At 70.9% G+C, this 15,502-nt stretch carries 15 protein-coding genes; 7 read left to right on the top strand and 8 right to left on the bottom strand.

Annotation, left to right across the window (positions count from 1 at the left end; all coding sequences use genetic code 11):
• The first annotated feature begins 205 nt into the window (after nt 1-205).
• From NIE79_RS27600 to NIE79_RS27585, 4 genes are read left to right on the top strand one after another with little or no spacing between them, the layout of a single operon-like run.
• Entirely contained in the window at nt 206-628 is a 423-nt protein-coding gene (locus NIE79_RS27600; RefSeq protein ID WP_238681340.1) for a TOBE domain-containing protein, read from the top strand.
• 20 nt (nt 629-648) lie between these two features.
• A complete protein-coding gene (modA, locus tag NIE79_RS27595) occupies nt 649-1,440 on the top strand; it encodes a molybdate ABC transporter substrate-binding protein (RefSeq protein ID WP_238681339.1) in 792 nt (263 codons plus the stop codon).
• The gene (locus NIE79_RS27590) at nt 1,437-2,273 is read left to right on the top strand and encodes an ABC transporter permease (RefSeq protein ID WP_238681338.1); all 837 of its coding nucleotides are present in this window, start codon (nt 1,437-1,439) and stop codon (nt 2,271-2,273) included. Before modA ends, NIE79_RS27590 begins: the two co-directional genes overlap by 4 nt.
• Nucleotides 2,270-3,337: an ABC transporter ATP-binding protein gene (locus tag NIE79_RS27585; RefSeq protein WP_238681337.1), complete on the top strand. Its 1,068-nt coding sequence runs from the start codon at nt 2,270-2,272 to the stop codon at nt 3,335-3,337. Before NIE79_RS27590 ends, NIE79_RS27585 begins: the two co-directional genes overlap by 4 nt.
• Before the next feature lie 73 nt (nt 3,338-3,410).
• Here NIE79_RS27585 and NIE79_RS27580 read toward each other — a convergent pair whose 3' ends face one another.
• From NIE79_RS27580 to NIE79_RS27565, 4 genes are all read right to left on the bottom strand, one after another.
• Nucleotides 3,411-3,824, bottom strand: coding sequence for a type II toxin-antitoxin system Phd/YefM family antitoxin (locus NIE79_RS27580; protein WP_238681336.1), 414 nt, complete (start codon nt 3,822-3,824; stop codon nt 3,411-3,413).
• 29 nt (nt 3,825-3,853) lie between these two features.
• Nucleotides 3,854-4,426, bottom strand: coding sequence for a GNAT family N-acetyltransferase (locus tag NIE79_RS27575; protein ID WP_238681335.1), 573 nt, complete (start codon nt 4,424-4,426; stop codon nt 3,854-3,856).
• Between the two features lie 81 nt (nt 4,427-4,507).
• Entirely contained in the window at nt 4,508-4,948 is a 441-nt protein-coding gene (locus NIE79_RS27570) for a hypothetical protein (RefSeq protein WP_238681334.1), read from the bottom strand.
• Between the two features lie 34 nt (nt 4,949-4,982).
• Nucleotides 4,983-6,311, bottom strand: coding sequence for a hypothetical protein (locus tag NIE79_RS27565; RefSeq protein WP_238681347.1), 1,329 nt, complete (start codon nt 6,309-6,311; stop codon nt 4,983-4,985).
• A 73-nt stretch (nt 6,312-6,384) separates the two neighbouring features.
• On the opposite strand from NIE79_RS27565, the gene NIE79_RS27560 reads away from it, so the two are divergent.
• Nucleotides 6,385-7,938, top strand: a complete 1,554-nt coding sequence (locus NIE79_RS27560) for an NAD(P)/FAD-dependent oxidoreductase (RefSeq protein ID WP_238681333.1) — start codon at nt 6,385-6,387, stop codon at nt 7,936-7,938.
• On the opposite strand, the gene NIE79_RS27555 is transcribed toward NIE79_RS27560, so the two are convergent.
• The 4 genes from NIE79_RS27555 to NIE79_RS27540 all read right to left on the bottom strand — a co-directional run bounded on the left by NIE79_RS27555 (nt 7,877) and on the right by NIE79_RS27540 (nt 13,708).
• Nucleotides 7,877-11,644, bottom strand: coding sequence for a S1 family peptidase (locus NIE79_RS27555; protein ID WP_238681332.1), 3,768 nt, complete (start codon nt 11,642-11,644; stop codon nt 7,877-7,879). The two genes, NIE79_RS27560 and NIE79_RS27555, sit on opposite strands and share 62 nt — an antisense overlap.
• Nucleotide 11,645: 1 nt before the next feature.
• Nucleotides 11,646-11,957, bottom strand: a complete 312-nt coding sequence (locus NIE79_RS27550; protein ID WP_238681331.1) for a CU044_2847 family protein — start codon at nt 11,955-11,957, stop codon at nt 11,646-11,648.
• A 197-nt stretch (nt 11,958-12,154) separates the two neighbouring features.
• Nucleotides 12,155-12,973 (bottom strand): hypothetical protein, encoded by an 819-nt coding sequence (locus tag NIE79_RS27545; protein ID WP_238681330.1) that lies wholly within the window; start codon nt 12,971-12,973, stop codon nt 12,155-12,157.
• 75 nt (nt 12,974-13,048) lie between these two features.
• A complete protein-coding gene (locus NIE79_RS27540; protein WP_238681329.1) occupies nt 13,049-13,708 on the bottom strand; it encodes a TetR/AcrR family transcriptional regulator in 660 nt (219 codons plus the stop codon).
• Between the two features lie 88 nt (nt 13,709-13,796).
• Here NIE79_RS27540 and NIE79_RS34115 point away from each other — a divergent pair, with 88 nt between their 5' ends.
• Both NIE79_RS34115 and NIE79_RS27530 read left to right on the top strand, forming a co-directional pair.
• Entirely contained in the window at nt 13,797-14,924 is a 1,128-nt protein-coding gene (locus NIE79_RS34115; protein ID WP_238681328.1) for an FAD-dependent oxidoreductase, read from the top strand.
• A 38-nt stretch (nt 14,925-14,962) separates the two neighbouring features.
• A complete protein-coding gene (locus NIE79_RS27530; protein WP_238681327.1) occupies nt 14,963-15,499 on the top strand; it encodes a hypothetical protein in 537 nt (178 codons plus the stop codon).
• The last annotated feature ends 3 nt before the right edge of the window (nt 15,500-15,502 follow it).

The raw sequence follows: 15,502 nt of genomic DNA, 5'->3' as shown, positions 1-15,502 counted from the left end.
GAACCTGGATGTAGTGGCCTCCTCGATACGCCGACACCACTACTTCCTGCTTCGAGCACGATCTTGCGGGTGCGCCCGAGCGGGCCGCGGGCGTCCTGAGACAGCACGGGAAGACGCAAATGCCGACCTTGTCACCCACTTGTCCATGCGATTGCTGCCCATGTCGGGCTTTCGCGCTCGCAAATGCGGGAGATAAGGTGAGCGGGTGACGACGTACCGGATCGGAGAGGCCGCCGACCTGCTCGGCGTCAGCGCCGACACCATTCGCCGCTGGGTGGACGCCGGGCGCCTGACAGCCGGGCGCGACGAGCACGGCCACCGGGTCGTCGACGGCGTCGACCTGGCGGCGTTCGCTCGCGCTCAGGCCGCCGACCCGGACGCGGGCGCCGAGTTCTCCTCGGCCCGTAACCGGTTGCGCGGCATCGTCGTCGACGTCCGTAAGGACACGGTGATGGCGCAGGTGGACATCCAGGCGGGCCCGTTCCGGATCGTGTCGCTGATGAGCCGGGAGGCCGTCGACGAGCTCGACCTGCGGGTCGGTTCGGTGGCCGTTGCGGTGATCAAGTCGACCACGGTCGTGGTGGAACGGGCCGCACCCACCCCGGCGCGAGGGCGGTCGGCCGGATGACCGCGGGGACAGTCGGGCGGATGAACGCGCGGGGCAGGCGTGTGGCGGTGGCCGTACTGGTGGCGGCCGGCCTGGCGGTGACCGGCTGCGGCGCGGGCGACGACCAGGCAACCGGCAGCGGTGGGGACGGGCGGGTGACCGGCCCGGTGACCGTGTTCGCGGCCGCCTCGCTGACCGAGTCGTTCACCCGCATCGGGAAGGACTTCGAGGCCGCCAACCCGGGCAGTCGCGTGACCCTCAACGTCGCCGGCAGTTCCGCCCTGGCCAACCAGATCACCCAGGGCGCGCCGGCGGACGTGTTCGCCTCGGCCGCCCCCGCGAACATGACTACTGTCATCGAGGCCGGCGACGCCGACGGCACGCCGAGCGTCTTCGCCCGCAACCAGCTGGTGATCGCGGTCCCCCGGGGCAACCCGAAGGCAGTGGCCGGCCTGGCCGACCTGACCAGACCGGGTGTGAAGGTGGCGCTCTGCGCCAGTCAGGTGCCCTGCGGCGCGGCGGCCCGCACCGCCCTGGACGCGGCCGGAGTCGCGCTGACGCCGGTCACCCTGGAGCGCGACGTCAAGGGTGCGCTCGCCAAGGTGAAGCTCGGCGAGGTCGACGCGGCGCTGGTCTACCGCACGGACACGCGGGCTGCGAGCGCCGACGTGACCGGCGTGGAGTTTCCCGAGTCGGCGCGGGCGGTCAACGACTACCCGATCGTCGCGTTGAAGGACGCGCCGAATCCGAGCGGCGCTCGGGCCTTCGTCGCGTACGTCCGCTCGGCGCCGGCGCAGGCGGTCCTGGCCGAGGCGGGGTTCCAGGCTCCGTGACGCAGGTCCACGACCACCGCGCACCCCTCGGGCGCCCGGCCACGCCTCGACGGCGGGGGCGGGTGCCGCTGGCGCTGCTGATTCCCGCCGGGCTGGGGTTGCTGTTCCTCGTCCTGCCGTTGGCGGGGCTGCTGGTCCGGGCGCCGTGGACGACCCTGCCGGAGCGGCTCACCGAGCCGGGCGCGTTGACCGCCCTGCGGCTGTCGGTGCAGACCGCCACCCTGGCCACCGCGCTCTGCCTGCTGCTCGGGGTGCCGCTGGCCTGGGTGCTGGCCCGGGTCGAGTTTCCCGGCCGTCGGCTGGTACGCGCGCTGGTCACCGTGCCGCTGGTGCTGCCGCCGGTGGTCGGTGGGGTGGCGCTGTTGCTGGTCTTCGGTCGGCGTGGCCTGCTCGGCGGCTGGCTCGACGCCACGTTCGGCATCACCCTGCCCTTCACCACAACGGGTGTCGTGCTGGCCGAGGCGTTCGTCGCCATGCCGTTCCTGGTGATCGCCGTGGAGGGTGCGCTACGTGCCGCCGACCACCGCTACGAGGAGGCCGCGGCGACGTTGGGTGCCAGCCGGTGGACCACCTTCACCCACGTCACGCTGCCGCTGGTGGCGCCCGGTCTGGCCGCCGGGGCGGTGCTCTGCTGGGCGCGGGCGCTCGGCGAGTTCGGTGCCACCATCACCTTCGCCGGCAACTACCCCGGTCGGACGCAGACCATGCCGCTCGCCGTCTACCTGGCGTTGGAGACGGACCTGGAGTCCGCGATCGTGCTCAGCCTGGTGCTGCTCGTCGTGTCGGTGGGCATCCTGGTGGCGCTGCGGGACCGTTGGATGACCACCGCATGAGCGACCGACTTCTCGACGCGCGGCTCGTCGTCGACCGGGGCGCCTTCCGGCTCGACGTGCCGCTGCGGGTCGCGCCGGGCGAGGTGGTGGCGCTACTCGGCCCGAACGGCGCCGGCAAGACCACCGCGCTGCGGGCGCTGGCCGGGCTGCATCCCCTCACCGACGGGCACGTCACCCTCGACGAGGTCGACCTGGACCGCCCGGCGACCGGGGGCTGGGTGCCCACGGAACGCCGGTCGATCGGCGTGGTCTTCCAGGACTACCTGCTCTTTCCGCACCTGAGCGCATTGGACAATGTGGCCTTCGGGCCGCGCCGGCGCGGCATCGACCGGCGGGCCGCCCGCGCCACGGCCCGGGAGTGGCTGGGCCGGGTGGGGCTTGACGCGCATGCGCAGCGCCGGCCGCGGCAGCTTTCCGGCGGTCAGGCGCAGCGGGTGGCGCTGGCCCGCGCGCTGGCCGTGGCGCCGTCGCTGCTGCTGCTGGACGAGCCGCTCGCCGCACTGGACGCCCGCACCCGGTTGGACACCCGCGCGGAGCTGCACCGGCACCTGTCCGCGCACGCGGGCGCGACGGTGCTGGTCACCCACGACCCGCTGGACGCGCTGGCGTTGGCCGACCGACTCGTCATCGTCGAGGGTGGTCGGGTGGTGCAGGAGGGCGACGGGCCGAGCGTCACCGCCCGCCCCCGCACCGACTACGTCGCCCGGCTGGTCGGGCTGAACCTGTACCGGGGTCGTGCCGACGGGCACGGGGTGCGGGTGTCGCCGGAGCTGACCCTCACTGTCGCCGACCGGTTGGACGGCGAAGCGTTCGTGGCGTTCCGCCCGGCCGCTGTGGCTCTGCACCCGGCCCGGCCGGAGGGCAGCCCACGGAACACCTGGGCGGGCACCGTGGCCGGCGTCCAGCGCCACGGTGACAACGTGCGGGTGCAACTGGACGGGCCGATCGGGGTGGCCGCCGACGTCACGCCGGCCGCCGCCGCCCAGCTGCGGCTGATCCCTGGCCAGCGAGTCTGGGTGGCGGTCAAGGCGACCGAGACCCACGCGTACCCGGCCACCGGCTGAACCCGACGCCGGCCACACCGTCACCTGGTGAACCCGGCCGGCGCGGCCCTCCCGCCGACACGGCGGAAGCGGGTCAGCCGGCGAGCAGGTCGGCGTGTGCGGCGCGCAGCCGGGCCAGCGTCGGGTCGCTGCCCGGGACGACCCGGCTGTCCAGCTCGGCCCAGGCCTCGGCCAGCGCCGCGCGGACCGCGCCCAGCTCGGCGGCGTGCCGCTGTGTGCTGCGTCGGTGCTGCTCCTCGAGGCGGCGGGCCCAGCCAGCGGTGACCGTTGCGAGCCGGTCGGCGTCGGCGCGGGCCTGGGCGCCGCTGCGGGCGGCTGCGGCGGGGACGATCGCGGCGACCGGGCGGGGATCGCCGTCGCGGGTGACGACGGTGACCGCGTCGGTCAGCTCGGCCAGCGCGACGAGCTGGCTGAACCGGGTGCGCGCCTCACGCAGCGGCACGGTACGCGGCGGGTCGGAATGAGGGGTGAGCGCGGGGACGGCCATGGATGCATGGTGCCGCGCGGGTATGACAACTATTCGCTGTCGTCAGTGGACGGTGCGGGGCGCGGCGACCACTCGTCGGCCAGCACCGACCAGACCTCGAGGTCGATCCGACCGTGCGGACCTGGGCTGACCTGGCGCAGTGTGCCGTCGAGGCGCAGGCCGAGCCGGTCGGCGAGGGCCTTGCTGCGGGTGTTGTCGGTGTTGGTACGCCACTCCACCCGCTGGATGCCGCGCTCGCGCACCGCCCAGTCGACGATGCGGCGCACCGCCGGGGCGACCAGGCCCCTGCCCTGCGCCGCGGGTTCCACCCAGCAACCGACCTCGCAGACGCCCCGGGTCACGTCGAACGACACGAACATGACCCCACCGACGAGGGTGCCCCGCCACCACAGCCCCCAGATGCCACCGCTGTCACTGGCCCAGCGGTCGGCGTAGCGCTGCAACACCGCGCGGGCCGACGGCAGGTCGGTGGCGACGAAGGACGGCGACACCCAGGGCTGGATGTGCTCGCGGGCCCGATCGAGGTGGGCGAGGAACTCCTCGGCCCGCCACGGGTTCAGCGGGCGCAGCTCGACGTCCTCGGTCAGCGGCAGGGCGAACACCGGGCCTCCACTCAATGCGCTTGCAACGTCGGTAGCAGGCTCGCACAGGCAGCTCGGTCGAGGCACGGCCGCCCCTCGCCCTCACACCGGCAGGTGGGTCTGCAGCGCGGCGAACTGGGCCACTGTCAGGTAGGAGGGGTTGGCGGCCTGCGGCTGACGGAACACCTCCAGGGCGGCGAGCCGGTCATCGGCGCGCAACAGCAGCCGGGGCACCCGGTCCCGTTCGGCGAGGATGGGCAGATCCAGCGGCACCGACCACGGCTGCCCCGGTGCGCCTGGCTCGGCCGCCCCGGTGACCCGTCCGACGCCCCACACCCCGTATGGCAATCGACCGCGGCTGCCGCTGGCCCAGAAGACCACCGGCTGCCCGGCGCACATCAGCCGCGCCCGGTAGCCGGGACGCACGCACCAGTTCGTCACCAGTGGCTCACTGGCGAATCGGGCGGCGAGGTCGACCAGGTCCGCGTTGCCCTTGATCAGCCAGGCGCCCAGGTCGTCGAGGCGTACCCGTGGCTCGGTCATCGCGTATCTGTTGCCCGGCCGACGGCAGCTCCAATCAGATGATCATGTGGGTCCAGTAGGTGAGCCAGAGTACGAACAGCACGCCCTGCACCACGGCGAGCGTCGCGGTCAGCCACACGTCGACGCTGGCGTGGCGGGCCCAGCGGGCCAGCACCAGCGCCACCGGGAAGGCGGCGAGCAGGTAACGCAGCAGGCTCTTGTACACCGGCGGGCCCATCGACAGCGGCACCAGCACCATGAGGACGCCGTACACCAGGTAGGCCAGCTCCCGGCGGCGGAACCCGGCGACCAGCACGGCCAGGACGGCCACCGCGAACCACGCCCGAGCGGCGTCGCGCGGCTCCCCGGCCAACCCGTGAAGCAGCACCGGAACAGGGTTCTGCACCTCGATGCCCCATCCGGTCTGCTGGGCGTGCTGGTAGGCGAACCAGTCCCCGCCCCGCCACCGGCAGTACGCCATGAAGGTGAACCACCCGGCGGGGAGCAGCAGCAGCGGCCAGCCGATCCGGAGGTAGCCGAGCAGGGCGCGCGGCCCGAGCCGCCAGTCGTGCTGGCGGAGCAGCACCAGGGCCAGCGGCAGCGCCACGAGCAGGCCGACGGAGCGACTCATCGCCAGGAAGTAGCCGATCACGCCGACCAGCAGCCACCGGTGTCGCTCGGCGTAGTAGAAGGTGGCCAACGCGAGGCAGACGAAGAGCGACTCGGTCAGCGCGGCCTGGAACAGGAACGCTGTCGGCAGCAGCACCAGGTACCTGGTGAACCGGCGGGCGGCGTACGCGTCGCCGAGCAGCAGCTCTGCCAGCCGGTGGCCGTACCAGAGCGCCAGCAGGAACGCGACGTTGCTGATCACCAACAGGGCCAGCGCGGTGTCGCCGCCGAGCACCGCGCCGAGGGGCCGGGCCAGGAACGGGTACAGCAGGGGAAAGCCGAAGTCTCGCCACGGCCCGGTCAGGGGCAGGGTGCTCAGCCGCAGGTACAGCAGTGAGTCCCAGGCGAACCAGAAGGAGATCCACCGGTGCCCGGAGATCTCCCGCTGCTGCGCCCACATCAATGCCTCGTCCGGCGGCGGGGCACCGGGGACGCCGTCCCAGGCGTGCAGGACCAGGAGCCCGAGCAGTGTGAGCAGCAGCTTCGCGCCGAGGAACAGGCCGATGACGTACGGCCAGGGCGCCGGCACCCGTCGGGCCAGGCGCGTTCCGCCGCGGCCGGCCGTGACCGCCCGCGCGGCCAGCGTCGCCGCGCCGCTGCGCCACCGGTCCATCCGCCCCGCTTCCCCGCTCCCCCGGTCGGCCGGCCGCGCGAGGGAGTCGCTCTTCTCGTGGTACGCCGCAGCACCCCCGCCGAAGCGGGGACCAGCTACCACCAAGTGTGACATTCTGCGCAGAGCGGGTAGACGCCGCGCCTCAACCATGGCGGTGAGCAGGGAGCGCGTCAGCATGAGCGAGCAGAACGGCACGGTGATCATCGGTGCGGGGCCGGCCGGGCTCACCGCGGCGTACGAGCTGCTTCGGCACGGCCGGTCGGTTCAGGTGTTCGAGGCCGACGAGGTGGTCGGCGGGATCAGTCGGACCGTGGAGCGCGACGGGTGGCGGTTCGACATCGGCGGGCACCGGTTCTTCACCAAGGTCCCCCGGGTGGAGGCCTTCTGGCACGAGATCCTGCCGGACGAGGACTTCCTGACCCGGCCTCGGATGAGCCGCATCTTCTATCGGGGTGCCCTGTTCAACTACCCGCTCAGCGCCGTGAACGCGCTGCGCAACCTGGGTCTGCCGGAGGCCGTCCGCTGCCTCGGCTCGTACGCCCGCGCCCGGCTGCGGCCGCCGCGGGACCAGTCACACTTCGAGGGCTGGGTGTCGGCCCGGTTCGGCTGGCGGCTGTACTCGATCTTCTTCAAGACGTACACGGAGAAGGTCTGGGGCATGCCGGCGGACCGGTTGCAGGCGGACTGGGCGGCGCAGCGGATCAAGAACCTGTCGCTGGGCACGGCGATCCGCAACGCGCTGCTGCCCCGGCGTCGGCGTACCGACGTGACCAGCCTGATCGAGGAGTTCCAGTACCCGAAGTACGGGCCCGGAATGATGTGGGAGCGCTGCGCTGAGCAGGTCCGCGAGCGGGGCGGGCAGCTGTCCACCGGCAGCTGGGTCACCGCCGTGCACCGCGACCCGGCCCGTCGGCGGGCGACCAGCGTGACTGTCAACGGCGCGGGCGGGCAGCGCACCGAAGCTGCCGACCACGTCATCTCGTCCATGCCGATCTCGGAGCTGGTGACCGCGCTCCACCCGCCGGCGCCGCCGGAGGTGCTGGCCTGCGCTGCCGACCTGCGCTACCGCGACTTCCTGACTGTCGCCCTGGTCGTGCCGGAGGAGTTCTCGTTCCCGGACAACTGGATCTACGTGCACGACCCGGGGGTACGGGTGGGCCGGATCCAGAACTTCGGATCCTGGTCGCCGTACCTCGTCAAGGACGGCCGCACCTGCCTCGGCCTGGAGTACTTCGTGTTCGAGGACGACGAGATGTGGCGTACCCCGGATGCCGACCTGGTGGCCCTCGCCACCGAGGAGCTGGAGCGGTTGGGGTTGGTTCGACAGGGCGTGGTGGAGGCCGGCTACGTCGTGCGTATGCCCAAGGCCTACCCGGTGTACGACGAGCGCTACCAGCGCAATGTGGACGTGATCCGGGCCTGGCTGAGCGAGGCGGTGCCGAACGTGCACCCGGTGGGTCGCAACGGCATGCACCGCTACAACAACCAGGACCACTCGATGCTGACCGCGATGCTCACCGCCGAGAACATCGCCACCGGGAGTACGCACGACGTCTGGTCGGTCAACGTGGAGCAGGACTACCACGAGCATTCTTCCGGCGGTGACAGCCGGAGGGGCACCGGCCGGGACGCGCCGGTGGTGCCCAGCCGGATCATCGCGGCGCCGATCACAGTGCCGGAGGGGTCGGGCGACCGAGCCTCTGTCGCAGTTCCCCCGTCTCACGCATGAAGCCGAGCACGATCTCGCGGAACGAGTCGACCGACAGATCGACGGCGGACTGGAACTTCGCGTAGGCCAGGTCGATGTCGGATCGCTCGCGGTCCTTGTCCCAACCGATCGGATTCGGCGTCTGGAACTGCTTGCAGGCCGCCAGCAGCGCGCGGCCCTGCTGGAAGTTCACCGACGGCACGTTCCAGACGGTCCCGGCCATGATCCGCACCCCGTCCAGCAGGACGAGCGCGGCGGTGAGCCGTTCAAGCCCCTCGCTCGGCGACAACGTGTGGGAGCGGACGAACATCGCCCCGAGGGCGACGAGCAGGCCCACATCCGTGAAGTCGTGCAGGAACCTGTCGACCAACGGCGCGCTCTCCGGCCCGACGGCGGTCGCGATCTCGGCCCGGATGGAGCGCATGTCGGTGGCGAGCCGGGAGAAGCTCCCCACCCGCGCGATCGTGTGGGCAAGCTTGCCGTAGCCCTCCGACAGCGTGCCGTGCAGTTCGAGCCGCGCCAGGGCGCAGACGATCGACGCGGAGAAGTCGGTGGACTCGTGGAGTTCGGCCCGTGCCGCCGCCACCACCAGCTCATCTCGGGCGCACTCCCCCGCCGCGTAGGCCTGCGACAGCGATTCGCACGCCCCCACGGCGGCACGCATGCGCAACAGCGGATCCCCGAGCGCGAGGCGGTAGGCGTCGACGTAGGCGGCCGCCGCCGTGGTGAACTGCCGCCGGTGCCGGTGGTGCGCCGCGAGCAGGTGCGCCATTCGCGGGCTGGACGGGAAGGCCCGCCGCCCGCGAGCCAGGATCTCGTCGACCGGGCGCAGGTCGATGGGACTGTGCGCCACGATGGCGAGGGCCGTCTGGAGTTGTAGCTCGTTGTGCGCCTCCCGCTCGACCGCTTCGACGGAGTCGCCGCATCGTTTCGCCAGGGAGGCGAGTCTCTTGCGGCGTACCTCGCCGAGCTGTTCGAGCACGGCCAGCTTGTGCGGGATCGGTCGGCTCAACCAGCGCTCGTCGGACACCCGCGCCTGCCTCAGCAGGGAACCGGCGATCGCCCACTCCGTACGCACCAACTGGTACTCGATCTCCACGATGAGCGGAGTGACCTGCGGGTTGCTCCTGCGCCACCTACGGTAGGCGCGCTTGATCGGCGCGAGTTGACTCTCGGCGGAGCGGTGCGCGGGCAGGTCGGAGTCGACGGCGTTGTCACCCTCCCGGGTCACCTTCAGCGTGGGATCGGCGACGAGCAGAGTCAGGAACGCGTCGGCGGTCGGGGCGTTCTCCACGGTCCACGTCAACAGGTCCCGCGCGAGCTGTAGACGGCCGGGTTCTCCGGTGCGCCGGCTGCGCTCCAGCCGATGCAGCCGCCTCTGCTGCCTCGCGATGGCCAGGAGGGGGCGGCTGTCCCCGGCCAGAGCGAGCGATCTGAGCAACTCCACGTGCAGGGTCAGCGCTCGTAGCGCCCGGGTGAGGAAGACCTCCGTGAGCGTCTGGTCGCCACTGAAGTCGCCGGCGCGACCGATCAGCGAGACGTACATCGTCCAGCTGCCCGGGTCAGCCAGGAAGGAGCTGTCGTCCTCCACCTGGGACAGGCACCACTCGCCGACGGCGCGCAGACCGTCCGGGGAGGGCAGCGGCCGGACGGTGATCGCGCGGAGCACGTCGTGCAGCACGATCCGCACGTCGGCACGGCCGGACAGGTGCTCGTCGACCACGACGGCGCTCATCCATGCCCCGACCGCGGCGCCGACGGCATCGTCGGTGCCCACCCCCAGCCACCACGCCAGCACGAGCATCTGGGCATCCTGGACCTGCGCGAAGTGGCTCCCCGTTTCGACGATGCGGTTGACAGTGCGCACCCCGCCGATCTCGGTGAACGTGCGACTGGCGGCGGCCACATCGCCAGCGTGGATCTGGCTGCGCCAGAGCCGCAGGCGAACCCGCGTCGACGGGCCGCGTTCGTTCCCCCGGCCCTCAAGCTCGACGATCTGCCGGTAGAGCGACTCCACCCACTCGGGTCTCATCGATCGGCCGGACACTCGATGCGCGATGTCCTGCATCGCGAGCCCTTGTTCGGAGGTCAGCGCGCCGACCTCGAAGACGAACGGGGCGGTGCCCGGCCATTCGTCGAGCCAGATGGCGTCGGCGCTGAACGCGCCAGGGGCCAGTTCCCGGCGGGTCGCCGCGGGCGCGCGGATGCCGAGTGGGTCGTGGGCGGAGGTCAGCACCTGCTGTTCGAGGTCCTCCCCGGTGAGCGGCGGCACGTCGTGGGAGTCCTCTCCGTCTGGGCCGGGTCCGACACCGGCGGCCGTCAGCCCGGGGTCGCCGAGGGCCACGAGCGGGTCGTCCGGGAGCGCTGTGGTGGGGTCGAGGATGGGCAGGTCGAATCGCCCCGACAGGGCGATGGCGAGGTCGATCGCGTCGTCGTCCTCGTCCCGCCGGCAGGCCGCCAGGATCTCTCCGGGGAGAAGGCACTGCGGGTCGACCAGCTCCAGCGCGTTCTCGGCCTCCTCCCGGGACACTCGGCCGAGGGTGCCGTGTGCGATGAGCGTCGCCGCGTCCGCCCGACTGATCGGCCCCACCTTGACGGCGGTGGAGAGACCGACGCAGGACAACTCGTCGCCAAGGTCCCGTCCGACGAGGACGACAGTGGCGCTCATCCGTTCGGCGGCCTTCATGAGCGCCGCGAGATCCGCGTCGGCAGCGGCGTCGACGACCTGGTGCTGGAGGTCGATGACGAGGCGGCCTCCGCGCAGGTCGCGCATGATCGTCCAGCACGCCAACGCCAGCGTCTCCTCGTCGGAGCGGCTCCCGAACGGGTCCTGCGGGATGTGCACACCGAGCACCGGCAGGACGATCCCCACCACGGGATGCTGCGCGGGGACCGGAGGGGCCAACGCCGCGTCGACGTACGCCGTGTCACCGGCGGGGACGTGCGCGAGGCGTACCCAGACGCCGGCCAGCGCCGACTTACCGGCGAGTGCGTCACCGACGACGAGCCGGTGGCGGGGACCGTTGCGCGAATCCAGCGCGGCGATCTCCTCTTCCCGGCCGATGAGTTGCACCAGCTCCGAGGGCGCGTCTCCGCGGATCAGACTGCGCGGGGGCCAGGTGAGTCCGCTGGCGGCATGCCTGATCTGCATCCGGCGGTCGTCGTTGTCCAGGCCCAGCAAGGTGCGGATCTGGACGATCTCGGCACCCAGCAGGGCGTGTCCACCCAGGTCCGTCTGCCGCCCCCGTGTCACGCGGACCATGCCAACGAGCCGGCCGTCCTCGCGGTCGAGCACCGGTGCGCCGCTGTAGCCCCGCTGGATCTGCCCCGACCGGAGCTTGAGCCAGGCGATCCCGTCGTCCTCGACGAGCCCCTCGTTGACGACCAGCGTCGTCTCGGCGCGCCGGTCGACGCAGCTGACGACCACGTACTCCGCGGCAAGAGCAGGGGGACGGGTGTCCGGGATGAACCAGAACTCGTCCGCGTCCTCGACGGTGAGCAGGCAGAGGTCGCGCTGCCTGTCCCACAGCAGGATGGTCGCCGGCTCGTCGACCGCGTCGGCAGACCGACCAATGCGACGGATCTTCACCGGCCCGGACCGGTCCAGCCCGTGGGTGGCCGTGGCAACCGTCCGCGGCCCGATCATGAAGCCGGTCTGCTTCACGGCTCCCTGGTGAACGCCGACAAGCCCCGCCCACAGGTGCCGACCGGCCTCGACGTCAGCCATCTCAACCGGCGAGGTCCTTCCAGGCCAACTTCAGCTCCACAGCTCCTTCGGCCTTTCCATCGACGAGGAGCGCCACCGCCTTGCCGTTGGTGATCGAGAAGCCGACACGCATGGTGACCTCGATCTCCGTCGGGGCGGCCTTGCGGGCGTGTTCCACCAACTCCTCGGCGACCTTTGCCACCTGTTCCGCCACGTCGCTGAGCTTGATTTTGAGCGATTGAAAGGAGACCTCCTCCTCAGAGTCGATTTCCATCGCCAACGCGGCAAACGTCGACTCGTCTTTCAACTCAAGCGCTATCAGGTCGCCGTGCATTGGCCCGCTCTCCTCGGTGAGGCGATGATCAGTCCATTTCGCAGCGATTGTTGCATCGGTACAGTGTGGACACCGTGGGCCGGACAGCCTTTTCGGCCTCGCCCTCCTGGGCGTCCCGAACCCTAGCGCTCTCCTGCCAGGGAAATTCCCGTCGATCGAGGCGTCTATCGGATCATCGACACTCTGGGGGCAGACGCTCAACTCGGTAGGTGCGTCCAGTTGGCCACAGTGGCGTCGTCCGGGCTGTGGGCATCCGCGCCACCGGCGGCCTCTGCCTCGGCCTGCCGGACGCGGGCGATGACGCCGGCCGGCCCACTGGCGCGAAGCAGGTCCAGCACGCCTGACCAGTCGGTCCGACCGTACTGGTTGACGATGCGGCTGGCACCGTTGCTGAACAACGCGACACCGTTCAGGTCGGCGAGGGACCGGCTGCCGTTCACCGCTTCCCGTGCCGCGCGCGGGTCATCCTTGGCGATCCAGTACCCGCCCGGCTGGTTCCGGCGAGCACGCAGCGCGGTGACGCAGGAGGCTCGCACCCGGTCGTACTCTGGCGTTCCCTGAGCAATGCCGGCCAGCGGCGCGGAGCATTCGCGCCGGGCAGTCGTCTCGCGCTCATCGGTGATCACCAGCGGGCCGGCGTCGGCCTGGTCGAGGACGAGGAACGAGTCCGCGAGCAGGAGCCAGTCCAAGCGGTAGTGGTGGGCGCGGACCATCGCGACGGTGGCCTGCGGGCTGCTGGGGTCCGCGATGTCGCAGGTGTCGCCGTGCTCGGCGGCGATCTCACCGATGGCGGTGGCGAGGATCGTGGCGAGATCTCGCCCGTCGCCGCGCGACAGGTGACCGAGCAGCGCGCCGCCGAGGCGGTGCGTGTACCAGGCGACTCCGTGAAAGCAGAGGGATTCGGCGCCCGGAATGCCGGCACCGTCGAGGAGGACGACAGCGTCGGGAACCGCACCGACGAAGTCCTCGTTCGGTCGATCGGCCCTGCCGGCGCTCGTCGCCAGGCTGACGTGCACTCGTGGGCTCCTTTCTGAAATCGCGTCGGCGTCGTCTGGACATGGCCAGGATTCCTTGCGGCCGGCGCTACGGGATCACGTCGGACGTCGCCGGGTGATGCCGTCCAGGATGGTGGTCAGGTTGTGGTTGAAGGTCTCCTCGGCGTTGAGGTGGGCGCCGTCGATGACGAGCCTGGCCACTGTGGGATACCTGCCGGTTTTCAGCATGCGCGTGAGGTAGGGGCCGAGGCTGGCCTGGAAGGCGGCTTCATCGGTGCCGGTGGAACGTGCGGTGCGTCGTTCGGTGACCTCTCTGCGGACCGATCCGATGATGAAGGCGTTGAGGGCGCCGACGGCTCGCTGGAGATCGTCGAGGTCACGCACGCCGGGGGCCGCACTGAGCGCCGCGGCGGTCGCTTCGCCCACGGCGAGCGCGTGTGGTCCCAGGTGTGGCCGCCCGCCGAGCACGTCGGAGAACCACTCGTGGTCAAGGGTGGCAGCGCGGGTCGCGTGGGCGACGGCCAGTACCGTGTCGCGCCACCCGGAGCGCTGGCCCACCTCCGCGATCCGGGCATAGACGACGTCGACCATCAGATCGAGTAGCTCCGACTTGTTGATCACATAGTCGTAGAGCCGCATCGGACCGACACCGAGCTCTTTGGCGATCTTGCGCAGTGACAGCCCGTCGAGGCCGTGCGCGTCGGCAAGCCGTATCGCCGTAGCGGCGATCTTCTCGCGGCTCAACGGCACCGGCACCGCCCGCGGTTGAGGTTCGGGCCGCTCCCACACAGGCAGCGGCTCGCTACCGTACGGTGTATCCACAAATACAGTGTACGGTAGCGACGTGAGAACGCGAATTGCGATCGCCGGTGGCGGACTCGGCGGGTTGACGCTGGCACGGATCCTGCACCAGCACGGGATCGCCGCGGTGGTGTACGACCGGGAAGCAAGCCGATCCGCGCGACCCCAGGGCGGTGCCCTCGATCTGCACCCGGAGTCCGGGCAACTGGCCCTGGCCGAGGCGGGTCTCGCCGGCCGGTTCCGGTCGAAAGCGCGGCCGGACGGCGAGGAACATCGCATCCTCGACCCCACCGGACGCACCCTGGTGCACCACGAGCCGCAACCCGGCTCGTTCTCCGGACGTCCCGAGATCGACCGGAGCGCACTGCGTGATCTTCTGCTCGACTCCCTCCCCGACGACACGGTTGCCTGGCGGCACCGACTTGTCGCGGCGACCCCACGACCTGACGAGGGCTGGGATCTGACGTTCCAGGACGGCCGCCGAACAAGCTGCGACATCCTCATCGGCGCGGACGGCGCGCGCTCAGTCGTCCGGTCGCTGCTGGTCGACGTCCACCTGTCCTACGTGGCAACGCTCGTGGAGCTGAACATCGAGGACGTCGACCAGCGGCACCCCAACCTCGCTGAGTTGGTCGGCCCGGGAAACCTGTGGTGCGTGGGGGTGAACCAGATCCTGGCAGCGCAACGTCTCGGCGACGGCAGCCTCCGGGTCGGCATCTCGCTGCGCGCGGAGGACCAGCCCCTCGACACGTACCGTAGTAGGCAGGCCCTGTTGGATGTGTTCGCTGGTTGGAACCCCCGCCTCACCGCACTCATCGAGGCCGCCGAGGGCGGGCCGACGCCACGCCTGATCGAGACGATGCCCATCGGTACGCGTTGGGCCAGCCGGCCGGGCGTCACCCTCGTCGGCGACGCCGCGCACCTCATGCCACCTGTCGGCGAGGGCGCGAACCAGGCCATGCTGGACGCCGCAGAACTCGCCAGCCGGCTCGCCGCCAACCCCGCCGACCCGAATGCGGCGATTCGGACCTACGAAGAGTCGATGTTCAGCAGGATTCACCCGATCGCCGAGATGTCCGCGCGAGTCCAGGCGATGATGCTGTCCCCTACCGCGGCGGAAGACATCGTCCGCTTCTTCACCCGGCCGACGGAACCCGCACGCGCAGAATGACATCTGGCGCTGTCGACGCACGTGGCGATAATCGTTTCATGACGACGGATGTGCACGGTGAGTCCGGTCTCCGAAAGGCCACCCTGACTGATCAGGACCTGGTGGAGGCATCGTGGGATTACTGCCGAATTCACGCGCTCGCCGTCACCGACGACGAGGGTCCACCCGAGAACTCGATCCTGGACTATCGGGAGGACGACGACCTCGACCCCACCGCACCGTCGGCCTTGGAGCTGCATCTCGACCTCGACTACATCGTGCGCCGGATCGATCCGGGGCCGATGCGGCAAGTCCACTTCTGGGTAGCACCGGCCACGTTGATCTTCCACAACGTCTGGGACATCGTCGGCAGCTTGCGCTCCATCTGTATGCCTTTCGAGTTGAAAGGCCTGCGCCAGGAGGGCCGTTCACGCTCGAGTGAGCCCTGCTGGCACCTGGAGGGTCGCGACCTGGACCTGATGTTCCAGGCTTCGAGCTACACCCTCTACCTGCGCCAACCACCGCGTTACGGCAGTCGAGTGCTCCGGATGGCCGAACGGGGCGGCATCAGCTTCGACCCGAAGCCGTTCGCCTGACCG

The organism is Micromonospora trifolii, assembly GCF_022229005.1.
Taxonomy (GTDB): domain Bacteria; phylum Actinomycetota; class Actinomycetes; order Mycobacteriales; family Micromonosporaceae; genus Micromonospora; species Micromonospora trifolii.
The sequence above is the reverse complement of the archived record's forward strand: the minus strand, read 5'-3'. Positions and strand labels throughout refer to the sequence as shown.